Below are 14,748 nucleotides of genomic sequence, written 5' to 3' on the forward strand. Positions count from 1 at the left end.
TGTTTTAGGGAATTAATCATAGGAAAAATTGACAATGAGGGCAAATATGATTATGATGGATGTAAAAAGTATATGGAAATTCAATACATGTATTGAAAAATGTGTATAGAATTTTATTAGGAAAAAGTTGACAAAGTGTTATTTATAATGTAATATGAGTTATACAATACTACATAAAAGGGAGGAGAAAACTTTGAGTGCGTTAAAATTAGAGGTAAAAGGTTTAAAGAAGGTTTTTGGCGAAACTGAAGTTCTACATGGAATATCTTTTACAGTAGAAAGTGGAAAAGCCTTAGGGTTATTAGGAAGAAATGGTGCAGGTAAAACAACAACAATTCGTATATTGATGGATGTTTTCAGAGCAAATAGTGGGGAAATATTAATAAATGGGAAAAAATTCAAACCGTTGGATTATAAGATAGGATATCTGCCAGAAGAAAGAGGTTTATATCCTAAAAGAAAGGTTGCAGAACAAATAATTTATCTTGCTACTTTAAGAGGATTATCTAAAAAGGAAGCAAAAGAAAATACTTATAAGTGGCTTAAAAAATTAGGTGTAGAAGAGTATGCAGATAGAAAATTAGATACATTATCAAAAGGTAATCAACAAAAAGTGCAATTGGCTCAGACACTGGTAGCTAATCCAGAAATAGTAATACTTGATGAACCTTTCAGTGGACTAGATCCTGTTAATTCACAAATATTGAAAGATTGTATCAATGAACTTATTGCAGATAATAAGTTAGTAATTTTCTCAAGCCATCAAATGAGCTATGTAGAAGAGTTTTGTGAAGACATTGCCATAGTTAATAAGGGAGAAATTATTCTAAGTGGTAACCTAAAGGACATAAAAAAGAAATTTGGTGAAAATAGGCTTGTATTAAGTGCTTGCAACTATTCATTAGAGAAATTAAAGGAAGTTTGTGAAAATAACTTTTCAGAGCTTGTTGACGTAAATGAAGTTAAAAAGGAATTCATTGTATTGGAATTGAAGAAAGATATAAGTAAGAAACAGCTACTTTTAGCACTTATAAATAGTGGAGTAGATATAGAAAAGTTTGGTGAATATGAGCCTACCCTTACTGATATATTTGTTTTGAAAGCAGGTGATAATAATGAATAATTTTTTTAAGGTAGTAGGATTTGAATTAAACAATTATTTTAAAAGTAAGGCATATATACTGACAACAGTTTTAATTACAGCTTTTTTGATAGTAGGAATATGTCTACCATCAATGGTAGATTTATCAGGTATTATTCCACAGCTAGCTACAGAAGAAAAAGCTGAAGAAGATGAAAAAGCAAAGTCAGAGGAAGATAAAAGTAAATATGCCATTTATGATGAAAATAATATAATAGATATGGAGTATTTAAAGAGTTTTTATCCAAATTCAGAATGGCAAACAGCAAGTAGTAATGATGAATTGGAAAAATTAGTGAAAGATGGACAAGTTGAAGGTGGATTTGAAGTTGAAAGCCTTACAAAGTATACATACTTTGTAAAAAATAAAGGATTACATGATTCAGAACAAGCTGTTTTTGATCAAGCTTTAGGGTATATGTATAAGCAACAAGCTATAAGTGAAAAAGGTCTTGATTTTAATGAAATAGATGCAATATATAATATGCCAATAGAATCAAATGTTAATGTTCTTGGAAAAGATAGTTCAGAAAACTATTTTTACGCTTATATATTAGTGTTTATTTTATACTTTATGATAATCATGTATGGACAGCTTATAGCAACATCAGTTGCTTCAGAAAAAAGCAGTCGTGCTATGGAAGTACTAGTAACAAGTACATCAACAAATAGTTTAATTTTTGGCAAGGTAATTGCAGGTACTATAGCAAGTGTTATTCAAGTAGGGGTAATGCTTGGTGGTGGAGTTATTACTTATAAAATTACTGGAGCAGCTTGGAATGGAATGTTGGATAATTTCTTAGCTATACCAGCTAATATATTATTAACTTTTTCAGTATTTGGATTTGTAGGATATATATTCTATTCGTTTATCTATGCAGCATTAGGTGCTCTTGTATCAAAAACAGAGGATATAGGTAAGAGTATTGGAAGTATCAACTTTATATTTATGATTGGATTCTTTATTGCTATCTTTGGTTTAATGAATCCAGATAATACAATTGTTAAGGTTGCATCTTATGTTCCATTTACTTCATGTATGACTATAGTTACTCGTGTAGCTTTAGGATCTATTTCAATAGTAGAAATGGTAATTTCAGCAATAATTTTAATAGTATCAACTTTATTAGTTGGAGTATTAGCATCAAAAATATATAGAATGGGTACTTTAAGATATGGTAATCCTATAAAATTAACTCATGCAATAAAATCTTTAAGAAAAAAAGAGGATTAATATAATATATAGGATAGCCTTTTAGGCTATCTTGTATTTTGTAAATAAAATTAGATAAATATATTTACAAAATGTAAAATATGTATTATTATGGAATGGTAATAAGTTATGTTTTTTTATTAGGTATATAGGGGCATCGTTCAACGGTAGGACAACGGATTCTGACTCCGTCAATGTTGGTTCGATTCCGACTGCCCCCGCCAAGAGCTTATATAAAAAAGATGGGAAAGCTTTTTATTAAAGTTTTTCCATCTTTTTTATTTATATATTAAGTAAAAGGGAGGTTATCAAGTTATTATAAATCTGACAATCTACCTTTAGATTTAAGGTGCGCTATTAATTTTTCAGGATCATTCATTACTAGTTCCTCTGGCATTTGTATTTCCTTTAAAAGCTCAATTCCTTTATTAAATACCCCTATGCATGTGTTAATATGAGCATCAGAAGTTAAAATTACCTTTGTGCCTATTTCTTTGCAAAGAAGGGCAACTTTTTTGCAGTTTACATCACTACCAATTCTTGATGAACCAAGTAATGAACTATTATTTATTTCAATCATAATGTCTTTTTCTTTAGCTTTTTTTATTATGGCTTCATAATTCAGCTGATAGTTAGGATTTCCTAGATGTCCTAGGATTTCTACTTTATCATATTTATCCATAACATTTAATATGGCTAATGTATTTTCTTCCCTTGATCTAGGTTTGAATACAGGTTCATGGAATGAAGCAATCATATAATCAAGATTTTTTGATGCTTCATCTGACATATCTAATGAACCTTCAATGTCTAATATATTGGCTTCACAACCTTTTAAGATGGTAACTCCGTTTATAACTCTAGGAACAACCTTTAAGTTACCAAAGTACCAATAGTGTGGAGCACCAGGCATAGAAGGTGCATGTTCAGAAGTACCTAAAACTTTTATACCTTTTTCTGCACAATAATTTATATTTTCTAATAATGTTGTATATGCATGCCCACTAACTATACTATGGGTATGTAAATCAGATAAATATTTCATATAATTCTCCTTAAAATATTAAATATATTAATATACTTATATAACTTAGTATAGTTGGAAAAAGAAGTTTAATCAACTATTGTTAAGAATATCTTAAAATATTTAGAGAAAGTTTAACAAAAAATATAAATTATACACTCAAAGCTGGTAGAAATATAGTTTCTCCTAAAGGAAGCACATTATTTGGAAGCTCATTTAAATCAATGATAAAGTTCATAAAATTATCTATATCATAATTTTTATAATAAGTATCTCTTATCTTATACCAGGAATCCCCTTCCTTAATTTTATATAAAGTACCACTTACAAAAGTACTTTCAGGTATTTTTAATGTATTTCCAATGGTTAGCTCTTCAGGGTTGGTAATATTATTAATAAGAGTAACCAAATTTATGCTGGTGTTTAAATTGCAGTAAGTATTATATTTGCTACATATAGAAGTTAGTGTATCGCCTTCTTTAATTGTATAGTTTACACAACTAAGTGATGAGGCAAAATCATTTAGTGAAAGGTAAGTCATATTAGCTGTTACTGTTGAAGCTGAAGAACCAGTGGTACTTGCTTCAGAATCAGTGGTAGTGGGTTCAGTATTCTTATTGCTGCTATTATTTTTAGAACCATTAGAATTTGAACTATTATTGGAAACATTAGTATCAGTATCATTACTTCCACTAGTACTGGTAGATGAAGTGTTTTTTATAAGCGATTTATCACTATAATTAAAGTAAAGAAAAGCTGGTATACTTATTATTAAGACTATGACAATTCCAATAATTATTTTAGTATGTTTCATTTTTCTCCCTCCTTCAATAAATTTATCTACAAGTATATCCAAAAGTATTTTAAAATATTCAAGTAAAATATTTACTCTTGACATAAAATATATTTAGTTAAAGAGAAGAAAATAAAGAATTTATTGTAAAAAATATACAAAAATGATAATATAATATTATAAAATAATTATAAAAATTAATTTTTTGAGAATAATAAATAAAAGAGTAAGTTAATAGTAAATTGCGATGAAAAGGAAGAGTATTATAAAAATACAGTTTACAGAGAGGAAATGACTTGGCTGAAATCATTTCTAAATATGATTTATAAGAAGACTATCCTTGAGCTATGGTTTAGTATCATATGAGAAATGCCATCGGCAACGCCGTTATAAAAATAAGATGAATTAAATTTTAATTTAATTTGGGTGGAACCACGGATATAAGCATTCGTCCCATTTGTTTGGGATGGATGTTTTTTATATTTATTAAACAAAAGAAAGTAATAAAAGTTATAACAATATAAAAGAAAATAAAGGTAAAGAGAATTTTGTAAAAAGAAAGGAAGTGAAAAATAATAGTTATCATTATTTTCGGTAGCTATTATATAGATTATGATAAAAGTAAAATTAATTGATGGATGTATGAAAGAAATAGAGGAAGGTAGCAATGGTTATTCTCTAGCAGCATCAATAAGTAAAAAACTTGCTAAGGAAGCAATAGCTGCAAAAATTAACGGTAAGTTAGTAGATTTAAATCATGGCCTTAAAAATGATGATAAAGTGGAAATAATTACAGCAGATAGTGAAGATGGTATAGAAATAATTAGGCACTCTACTGCTCATGTAATGGCTCAGGCGGTAAAAAGAATTTATGGTAATGTAAAACTTGCTATAGGACCTACTATTAAAAATGGGTTTTATTATGATTTTGATTTAGATATATCACTTACTCAGGATGATCTTAAAAAGATAGAAGATGAAATGAATAAAATAATAAATGAGGATTTAAAGTTTAAGAGAGATGATGTTTCAAAGGAAGAAGCTTTAAAGATTATGAGTGAAAAAGGCGAGTATTATAAAGTTGAGCTTATTAATGCTCTTGATGAAAGTGAAAAGATTTCTTTATATGAGCAGGGAGATTTTACAGATCTTTGTAGAGGACCACATATTCCATCTACAAAGTTTATTAAAGCCTTTAAGCTTACTTCTGTTGCAGGAGCATATTGGAGAGGCAGTGAAAAAAATAAGATGCTGCAAAGAATTTATGGAGTGGCATTTTCATCTAAAAAGGAATTAGAGAAATATTTAAATATGATAGAAGAGGCTAAGAAAAGGGATCATAGAAAGCTTGGCAGAGAGTTAAAGCTTTTTGAAATAATGGATGAAGGGCCTGGATTCCCATTTTTCTTACCAAAGGGAGTTATATTAAAGAACATCTTAATTGATTATTGGAGAAAACTTCATAATGAAGCAGGATACGTTGAAATAGAAACTCCTATAATGCTTAACAAAGAGCTTTGGATTAGATCAGGACATTGGGATCATTATAAAGAAAACATGTATACTTCCATGATTGATAACAAAGAATTTGCTTTAAAACCAATGAATTGTCCAGGAGGAATGCTTGTTTATAAGAGTGAAGGGCATTCATATAGAGATTTACCACTTAGAGTAGGAGAACTTGGAAGGGTTCATAGACATGAGATTTCAGGAGCATTGCATGGGCTTATGAGAGTAAGAGCTTTTACTCAGGATGATGCACATATATTTATGTTACCTGAACAAATAAAATCTGAAATTCTCGGAGTAATAAAGCTTATTGATGAAGTGTATGACACATTAGGATTTAAATACAATGTAGAGCTTTCAACTAGGCCGGAAGACTCCATGGGAAGTGATGAAGAATGGAATATGGCAGAACGATCATTAAAAGAAGCACTAGATGAAGGTGGACTAGATTATAAGATTAATGAAGGAGATGGAGCTTTTTATGGACCTAAGATAGACTTTCATATTGAAGATAGCTTAGGCAGAAGCTGGCAATGTGGAACTATCCAGCTTGATTTTCAATTACCACAAAGATTTGAACTGGAATATATAGGCAGCGATGGAGAAAAGCATAGACCAATAGTTATTCATAGAGTAATCTTTGGAAGTATTGAAAGATTTATTGGTATCCTAATTGAACATTTTGCAGGAAAATTTCCAGTATGGATTTCACCTATACAGGTAAAGGTTCTACCAATTTCCGATAGTTTTATGGAATATGGCCATGAAGTTATTGATAAATTAAGAAAATATGGTATAAGATGTGAAATAGATAATAGAAGTGAAAAGATAGGTTATAAGATTAGGGAAGCAAGAAATGAAAGAGTACCTTATATGATTATTGTAGGTGAAAAAGAGAAAAATCATGGAAATATTTCTTTAAGAAGTAGGGATATGGGAGAGGAGGGAAGCACATCACTAGAAGAATTTATTACAAGAGTGTTAAAAGAAGACCAGGAAAAGAAATAATATTAAATTAATTTAAGATAATGAAAAATAGGGGGATTTTATGAAGGTTGTTGATATGCACTGTGATACTATAGGTGCAATATTTGAAAAAAGGAGTAAGGGAATAGTCTGTAATTTAAGGAAGAATGATTTACACCTTGATATAAATAAGATGGAACAAGGAAATTATCTTATGCAGAATTTTGCCATGTTTATCGATTTTAGAAGATATAAAAATACTTATAAGACATTATTGGAGATGATAGAGTGCTATGATAAGGAAATATCAGATAATGGAGATAAGATTGCTAAAGTTTTAAAATATGAAGATATTGTAGTAAATGAAGCAAATGGAAAAATATCAAGCCTTTTGACATTAGAAGAAGGTGGAGCAATAGAAGGAAGTCTAGAAAATTTGCAGCATATATATAAAAGAGGTATTAGAATGATTACTCTTAATTGGAATTATCCCAATGGAATAGGATATCCCAACGTGAAAATTAATGTTGATAAAAAGGGAGAGATAATTGGTAAGCCAGACTTCACTAAGCCAGATAAGAATAATGGCCTTACATCATGGGGATTTGAATTATTAGAAGCTATGGAGTATTTAGGAATAATACCAGATGTATCACATTTATCAGATGCAGGTTTTTATGATGTTTTAAAGCATAGCAAAAAGCCTTTCGTAGCAAGTCATAGTAATGCAAGAAGCATTTGTAACCATGTGAGGAATATGGATGATGAGATGATTAAGCAATTGGCTCATAAAGGTGGAGTTATGGGAATAAATTTTTGTGCTGACTTTATATCCTCAGAAAAGAATGGTTATACTTTTGGAACTATAAGTGATACCATCGAGCATATAAAATACATAAGAAATATTGCTGGAATTGACTGTATTGGTTTAGGTTCTGATTATGATGGAATACCAGGAAACATTGAAATGAAAGACTGTTCATATATACCAATGTTGGCAGATGAACTATTAAAGCATAAATTTACTTATGATGAAGTGGAAAAGATATTTTTTAAAAATGTCTTAAGACTTTATAAAGAATTATTATAATTAGCATGACTTTATGAAATATTATATGAAAAATTATTTAAAATCAAAGAGGATTTTCTTGTAGATAAGAAAATATAATGAGACATGGGAGGCTTTCATCACTTTAAAATAGAAAGGGGAGTACGAAAGCAGCACATGTCTCATATTTTTCATTTGCTTAGTGTTATTTATTTTGTTTTCTCCAATGACGAGGAGAGATACCTAAAATCGTTTTAAAGGCACGAGAAAAATGTAGTTGATTTTCATAACTAACGGCTTTTCCTATATCTGCTATAGATAAGTCTGTTAACTTTAATAATTCAGTGGCCTTTACCATTCTATAATTCATTAAAAATTCTTGGGGGCTTTTACCTACGTTCTTTTTAAAAATTTTTCCTAAATAACTACGGTTAATTCCACATACTTCAGCAATTTCTTCAATTGAAATATCATTTTGAAAGTTTTGTTCTATAAAATTAATCGCTTCTTTAATATAGTAGTCACTCATCTTGCTTGTTTCAAAGAGACGTTTAGATTTTGAAGAACGAGTAAAATAGTCCCAAAATAGAAATAAGTGTCCAATGAGATGAAAAGGAGTTTCCTTTGGATGTTGTACAATATATAGCATTTCATTGAACATTGATTCTCTTAAATATGTTGATTTATCATTATAAATAGGATTATCTAAGGACAAGTCAGTTAAATTAAGAGCCTCTTTAACTCTTAAACCATCAAACTCAAGCCATGTATACTCCCAAGGATCTTCATTATCAGCAATATAAGTTGTAATTTGTTTAGGAAAAATTAAAAAGCCTTGTCCGCTTTTAATTTGATAAGTTTGAGTAACTCCTTTGGAATCATTTGCCATAAGTGTTCCACTGCCTGAAATTACATAATGAAATAAATAATGATTTCGTGAACTTGGACCGAAAGAGTGAGCAGGAGAACAATGTTCCCAGCCGTATTGATATAATCCTAAGTCAATAAAATTTTTATTTGGAAATATGGAAAATAAAATATCCTCCATGTTATTGCCTCCTTAAATGGGTAATAATTAAATATATACCAAAATGATACATTAATTTAAAGTATAACATAAAATAACTCATTTTGGTATAAATTATCTAAAATGTAGATATTCATAAGTCACATAGTGGTATGTTAAAATAAAATCATAAAGAAAAAATGTATAAAAGAGGTAAAAATATAATGGAAGGAGAGTAAATATGGCAAGAAAGAAAATAGCAATTTTAGGAATGTTATTGGGAACTACTGCATTTATAGGATGTGGACAAGAAATTAGCAATAATGTAATTGAAGTAGAAATGGTATCATATAAACCAGAAGCTGTAGCTGCTTTTGAAGAAATTCAAAACAAATTTAATGAATCACATGATAATATTCATTTAACAATTAATTCACCTAATGAGGCTATGACAATTTTAAAGACAAGATTTATCAAAGAAGATTATCCAGATATTGTTGCAATTGGAGGTGATGTAAACTATTCCAATTTTTTAGATGCTGATTTATTTATGGATGTATCAGATTTTGAAGGAGTTAAGAATATAAAACAGTCTTATCTTGATATGGAAAAAGAACTAGAATTTACCCCGCATGAAGGTATATATGGCTTACCTTATGCAGCTAATGCAGCAGGAATTTTATATAATGAGGATATGTTTGTAGAACATGGATGGGAAATACCAGAAACATGGGATGAATTTATAGCTTTATGTGACACAATAGAAGAGGAAGGTATAGTACCAATCTATTTAGGTTTTAAAGATACATGGACATGCCTTGCACCATGGAATGCTTTGGCAGTTGGATTAACAGATTCAGATGTATATAATCAGGTAAATAAGGGAAACACCACTTTTGAAAAAGAATATAAAGAAGTTGCTGAAAAAATGAAGATGCTGCTAAATTATGCTGAACCAAATCCATATGCTTATAGTTATAATGATGCATGTACAGCATTTGCAAGAGGTGAGGCAGCAATGTATACCATTGGAAGTTATGCAGTACCACAAATTAAATCAGTAAATCCGGATATGAATATTAATTCATTTACATTTCCAGCCAATGAATCAAAGGAAGACAATGTACTTAATTCAGGTATTGATCTTAACTTTGCTGTTATGAAAGAAAGCAGTGAGAAAAAAGAGGCAATTTATGAAGTATTAAGTTTTTTATATGAAGATGAAACTATTCAGATTTATTTAGATGATCAAGGAGGAATCACTTGTAAGGAAGGAAATTTCAAGGTTCCTAATGAGATTGGGGGCATGAGAGAGTATATAGAAGCTGGAAAAGTAGCAGATTTTCATGATCATCATTATCCAAGTGAGATGAGTGTAGATGCATTAATTCAGACTTTCTTAATGGATGAAAGCGATGAAGCAGTGGAAACTTTCTTAAAACGTTTTGATTCTGAATGGGAAAGATATAATAGAGATTTAATAAGAAAAGTAAAAGAGTATTATAAGGAGGAGCATAATGAAGAATAAAATGACAAATAAAGAAAAAACATTCTTAGCAATTATTATACCTGTTGTAATCCTTTTCTTTATATTTAATACATTACCGATGATTAAGGGATTTATATATAGTTTGACAAATTATAAGGGATATGGTTCTTACCAGTTTGTAGGATTTAGAAATTATATAGATTTATTTTCAGATGTCAGAGTAGGAAAAAGTTATTTATTTACTTTTAAGTATGCCTTAGTAGGAACAGTTCTTGTAAATGTTTTAAGTATTATTATGGCCTTAGCATTAAATGCACAAATTCGTTTTAAAAGTGCGTTAAGAGGAATATATTTTGTACCTAATATTTTAGGAGGACTTGTAGTTGGATATATATTTAGTTTCTTTTTTACTTATATATTGCCTGCAGTAGGAGATACATTTAATATTTCATGGCTACAGAATAGTATTTTAGCAAGTGAAAAATATGCATGGATTGCAGTAATAGTTGTAGGAGTATGGCAGGCTGTAGCAATGAATACAATAATTTATATTTCAGGTTTACAAACAGTACCTGAGGAGGTATATGAAGCATCTATGTTAGATGGAGTAAACAAATGGCAACAATTTTGGAAGGTTACTTTTCCTTTAATAATGCCTTTTGTAACAATAAATTTAGTGCTTAGCACAAAAAATATGCTGATGGTCTTTGATCAAATTATGTCTTTAACAAAAGGTGGACCAGCACAGAGCACCGAATCTATATCTTATTTGATTTATCAAAATGGTATGTCAGGTGGGCAATTTGGATTCCAAAGTGCCAATGCTGTGATATTCTTTTTAATTATTGTGGGTATATCACTATTTCAAATGACTGTATTAAATAAAAAGGAGGAGCAACTATAATGAAAAAGATAGGAAAGACAAACTGGCTATTAACCGGTGTACTTATTTTAGGAACTATAACAGTATTCTTCCCTTTATATATGGCATTGATTATTGCTTTTAAGAAACCTAGTGAAATGACTAATGATGTGGCAGGTTCGCTAACACTTCCTGAAAAATTTAGTTTTAGTAACTTTAGTAAGGCCATGGAAGTAACAGATTTTTGGCACTCTTTATCCAACAGTCTTCTGATTACAGTTGTAACTATTATCTTGGCAATATTAATTCACAGTATTGCTGGATATGTTATAGGAAGAAGTATGAATAAGAAAAAGGGGTATAAATTAACATATTTTTATATAGTAAGTGGTATGTTTGTTCCTTTTTCAATCTTAATGATGCCTCTCGTAAAACAAACAGCTCAAATGCATTTAGGAAATCGTGCTGGCGTTATTATTCTTTATTTAGTATTTTATATGCCAATGAATATATTGCTTTATTCAGGATATATGAAGAATATTCCTACAGCTCTTGAAGAAGCAGCGGAAATAGATGGAGCTACTACTTGGAAAACTTATTGGAAAGTTATTTTTCCAATGATGATGCCTATGCATGCAACAGTAGCAATATTAACAGCTCTTGGAACATGGAATGATGTGATGACTCCATTAGTTATTATGTCAGGGACAGGCGAAAATACTCTTCCATTAGCACAATTAAATTTCCAAACACAATTTGGTACAAATTATAATTTAGCATTTGCATCATATATATTAGCCTTAATTCCAATTTTAATTTTCTATATAATTTGTCAAAAACAAATTTTAAATGGAGTTGCTAATGGTGCAGTAAAAGGATAAAGGAGAAGTAATATATGAAACTTAAAAATGAAATTATGTTGATAACTTATGCTGATAGCTTAGGAAAAAATTTAAAGGATTTGCACACGGTATTAGATAAGTATTATAAAGAAGCAGTGGGAGGAGTACACATTCTTCCTTTCTTTCCTTCTTCGGCAGATAGAGGTTTTGCACCAATGTGTTATGATAAAGTTGATGAAGCATTTGGAAATTATAATGATATTGAAAAAATTGGAAAAGACTATTATTTTTTTTTGCACCAGGGATTCCACAAATATATTATGTGGGAATGTTAGCTGGTGAAAATGATTTAGAGCTTATGGAAAGAACAAAAAATGGACGTGATATTAATAGACATTATTATTCGTTAGAAGAAATAGAAGTTGAGCAAGAGAGACCTGTTGTAAGAAAGTTAAAAGAATTAATGGAATTAAGAAACAATCATCCAGCCTTTAATTTAGATTGAGATATTAAGATTCAGTGTGAAGGCTCAAAAATGAGAATTACTAGATCTTATAATGCTGATAAAATTGTACTTGTAGCAGATTTAATGAACTATGAATTTGAAATTCAATAAGTAGTAAGGGAGAAAGATATATGGCTATTAAAATAGAGAATAGATTATTTCAAATTGAAACAGAGCATACGTCATATCAAATGAAGGTAGATAAGTATGGCGTATTAACCCATCTTTGGTATGGTGCAAAAACTGAATGTTCTATGGATTATTTATTAGATTATCCAGATGTGGGTTTCTCTGGCAATATATATGAAGCAGAAAATCAAAGAACTTATTCACTAAATACATTACCACAGGAATATTCAACTAGCGGTGTTGGGGATTTTCGTATACCAGCTATTACTGTGACCCATGATGATGGTAGTAGGGCGTTAGATTTAAGATACAGTGGGCATAAAATAAGTAGAGGAAAATATAATATTGATGGTTTACCAGCTGTATATGCAACGGAAGAAGAGGCCGAAACTTTAGAAATAGTGATGGAAGATACAGCTACTAATATTGAAGTAATATTAATGTATGGAGTTCTACCAAAGAAGGATATTATTACAAGAAGTACGGTAATAATCAATAATGGAACTACACCAATTACCATAAATAAGGCTCATAGTTTATGCCTTGATTTACCAGAGGGAAACTGGCAAAGCATTCATTTCCATGGAAGACATGCTATGGAACGTCAAATGGAAAGATGTGAGCTAATTCATGGCATTGAAGAATTCAGTAGTAGCAGGGGAACATCAAGCCATCAGCAAAATCCAACTATTCTTTTATGTGAAAAAGAATGTACAGAAACAAGTGGATTTTGTGTAGGAGCAGCCTTAATGTATAGTGGTGGTTTCCAAACACAAATTGAAAAAGATCAATTAAAGCAAGTTCGTGTTGTAATGGGGATAAATCCTGAAACATTTTCTTGGAAGTTAAATGCCAGTGAAAGATTTAATACACCAGAAGTGATATTATCTTGTTCAATGGAAGGAACAGCTAAATTATCACAGCAATTCCATAAGATAATTAGACATAATGTATGCAGAGGAAAATATCAGTTATCTCAAAGACCAATCTTAATTAATAACTGGGAAGCAACTTATTTTGATTTTGATGAAAAGAAAATATTAGATATTGCTAAAGAAGCTTCAAAAATTGGTATTGATATGTTTGTTTTAGATGACGGATGGTTTGGTAAACGAGATTCAGACAATTCAGGCCTAGGTGATTGGTATGTCAATGAAAACAAGATTAAAGGTGGTTTAGCTACTTTAATTTCTAAAATTAATGATTTAGGAATGAAATTTGGTATTTGGTTTGAGCCAGAAATGGTTTCAGAAGATAGTAATTTATATAGAGAACATCCGGAATGGGCCATTAAGATACCAGGAAGAAATCCTATGAGAAGTAGATATCAATTGGTTCTTGATATGTCAAATCCAGAGGTAATTGAATATTTATATAATTCTATTAGTGATATATTAAAAAACAATAATATTGAATATGTAAAATGGGATATGAATAGAAGTATTAGTGATTGGTATAGTACTTGTTTACCAAGCAGTAGACAAGGTGAGCAGCCTCACAGATATATACTTGGCTTATATGAACTGTTGGAAAGATTAATAACTGACTTCCCACATATTCTTTTTGAAGGATGCAGTGGTGGTGGGGGAAGATTTGATGCCGGAATGCTATATTATTCTCCACAGATATGGTGTAGTGATAATACCGATGCTCATGAAAGAACTTTTATCCAGTATGGAACAAGTTTCTTTTATCCAATTTCTACAGTGGGATCGCATGTGTCAGCAGTACCAAATCATCAAACTGGCAGAATAACTTCCCTTGATACAAGAGGAATAGTTGCTATGGCAGGTAGTTTTGGTTATGAGTTAGACTTAAGCACTTTAACTGAAGAAGAAAAAGAGACTATGAAAGAGCAAGTTAAAAAGTATCGTCAGTATCAATTATTAATTCACAATGGAGATTATTATCGTTTGACTAATCCTCATAATAGTAGAATAGCAGCATGGCAGTGGAATGATAATACTAATGGCAATGTTTTAGTGCAAGGAGTTGTTTTTAGAGCTGTAGCTAATATGGTGAGAGATAAAATTAAGCTTATGGGCGTAGATGCTTTAGCAAAATATAAACTTAAAGGTACCGGTGAAATATATTCAGGCATGGCACTGATGACTGGTGGAATTCTTATACCACGTACTACAGGTGATGATGCTGCTTTTGAACTTTTCTTTGAAAAACTAGCCAATGATGAAGAAAAATAATTGGAATAAGAATAGTAAAT

13 protein-coding genes and 1 other annotated feature are annotated in these 14,748 nt (G+C 30.3%); of the genes, 10 read left to right on the forward strand and 3 right to left on the reverse strand.

The genetic code is table 11. From position 1 onward, the window contains the following. Positions 1 to 193 precede the first annotated feature (193 nt). Entirely contained in the window at positions 194 to 1,123 is a 930-nt protein-coding gene (locus H8R92_RS03575; RefSeq protein WP_022168132.1) for an ABC transporter ATP-binding protein, read from the forward strand. Continuing rightward, positions 1,116 to 2,375 (forward strand): ABC transporter permease, encoded by a 1,260-nt coding sequence (locus tag H8R92_RS03580; protein WP_186834772.1) that lies wholly within the window; start codon positions 1,116 to 1,118, stop codon positions 2,373 to 2,375. The genes H8R92_RS03575 and H8R92_RS03580 overlap by 8 nt, the downstream gene beginning before the upstream one ends. Before the next feature lie 295 nt (positions 2,376 to 2,670). On the opposite strand, the gene H8R92_RS03585 is transcribed toward H8R92_RS03580, so the two are convergent. Further along, positions 2,671 to 3,399 (reverse strand): phosphatase, encoded by a 729-nt coding sequence (locus tag H8R92_RS03585; RefSeq protein ID WP_022211723.1) that lies wholly within the window; start codon positions 3,397 to 3,399, stop codon positions 2,671 to 2,673. A gap of 130 nt (positions 3,400 to 3,529) precedes the next feature. Continuing rightward, positions 3,530 to 4,192: a lytic transglycosylase gene (locus H8R92_RS03590; protein WP_022211724.1), complete on the reverse strand. Its 663-nt coding sequence runs from the start codon at positions 4,190 to 4,192 to the stop codon at positions 3,530 to 3,532. A 217-nt stretch (positions 4,193 to 4,409) separates the two neighbouring features. Further along, positions 4,410 to 4,630: a binding site (T-box leader), on the forward strand. A 153-nt stretch (positions 4,631 to 4,783) separates the two neighbouring features. Here H8R92_RS03590 and thrS point away from each other — a divergent pair. Together thrS and H8R92_RS03600 are read left to right on the forward strand one after the other, a co-directional pair. After that, on the forward strand, positions 4,784 to 6,688 hold the full coding sequence (gene thrS, locus H8R92_RS03595; protein WP_186834773.1) for a threonine--tRNA ligase: 1,905 nt from the start codon (positions 4,784 to 4,786) through the stop codon (positions 6,686 to 6,688). Positions 6,689 to 6,728: 40 nt separating this feature from the next. Next, entirely contained in the window at positions 6,729 to 7,736 is a 1,008-nt protein-coding gene (locus H8R92_RS03600; RefSeq protein WP_022211726.1) for a dipeptidase, read from the forward strand. Positions 7,737 to 7,899: 163 nt separating this feature from the next. Here H8R92_RS03600 and H8R92_RS03605 read toward each other — a convergent pair whose 3' ends face one another. After that, positions 7,900 to 8,742 carry an AraC family transcriptional regulator gene (locus H8R92_RS03605; RefSeq protein ID WP_022211727.1) on the reverse strand — a complete coding sequence of 281 codons (843 nt, stop codon included), beginning with the start codon at positions 8,740 to 8,742 and terminating at the stop codon, positions 7,900 to 7,902. Between the two features lie 199 nt (positions 8,743 to 8,941). Here H8R92_RS03605 and H8R92_RS03610 point away from each other — a divergent pair, with 199 nt between their 5' ends. From H8R92_RS03610 to H8R92_RS03630, 6 genes are all read left to right on the forward strand, one after another. Then, positions 8,942 to 10,228, forward strand: coding sequence for an ABC transporter substrate-binding protein (locus H8R92_RS03610; protein ID WP_022211728.1), 1,287 nt, complete (start codon positions 8,942 to 8,944; stop codon positions 10,226 to 10,228). Position 10,229: 1 nt separating this feature from the next. After that, positions 10,230 to 11,093: a carbohydrate ABC transporter permease gene (locus H8R92_RS03615; protein WP_366461205.1), complete on the forward strand. Its 864-nt coding sequence runs from the start codon at positions 10,230 to 10,232 to the stop codon at positions 11,091 to 11,093. After that, positions 11,093 to 11,932 (forward strand): carbohydrate ABC transporter permease, encoded by an 840-nt coding sequence (locus tag H8R92_RS03620; RefSeq protein ID WP_022211730.1) that lies wholly within the window; start codon positions 11,093 to 11,095, stop codon positions 11,930 to 11,932. The genes H8R92_RS03615 and H8R92_RS03620 overlap by 1 nt, the downstream gene beginning before the upstream one ends. A gap of 14 nt (positions 11,933 to 11,946) precedes the next feature. Further along, positions 11,947 to 12,228: a hypothetical protein gene (locus H8R92_RS13440; RefSeq protein ID WP_330606868.1), complete on the forward strand. Its 282-nt coding sequence runs from the start codon at positions 11,947 to 11,949 to the stop codon at positions 12,226 to 12,228. Further along, positions 12,222 to 12,398, forward strand: coding sequence for a hypothetical protein (locus H8R92_RS13445; RefSeq protein WP_330606869.1), 177 nt, complete (start codon positions 12,222 to 12,224; stop codon positions 12,396 to 12,398). Before H8R92_RS13440 ends, H8R92_RS13445 begins: the two co-directional genes overlap by 7 nt. Before the next feature lie 131 nt (positions 12,399 to 12,529). Then, a complete protein-coding gene (locus H8R92_RS03630) occupies positions 12,530 to 14,728 on the forward strand; it encodes an alpha-galactosidase (protein ID WP_186834774.1) in 2,199 nt (732 codons plus the stop codon). The last annotated feature ends 20 nt before the right edge of the window (positions 14,729 to 14,748 follow it).

The organism is Clostridium lentum (assembly GCF_014287815.1).
GTDB classification, from domain to species: Bacteria; Bacillota; Clostridia; order Clostridiales; family Clostridiaceae; genus Clostridium; species Clostridium lentum.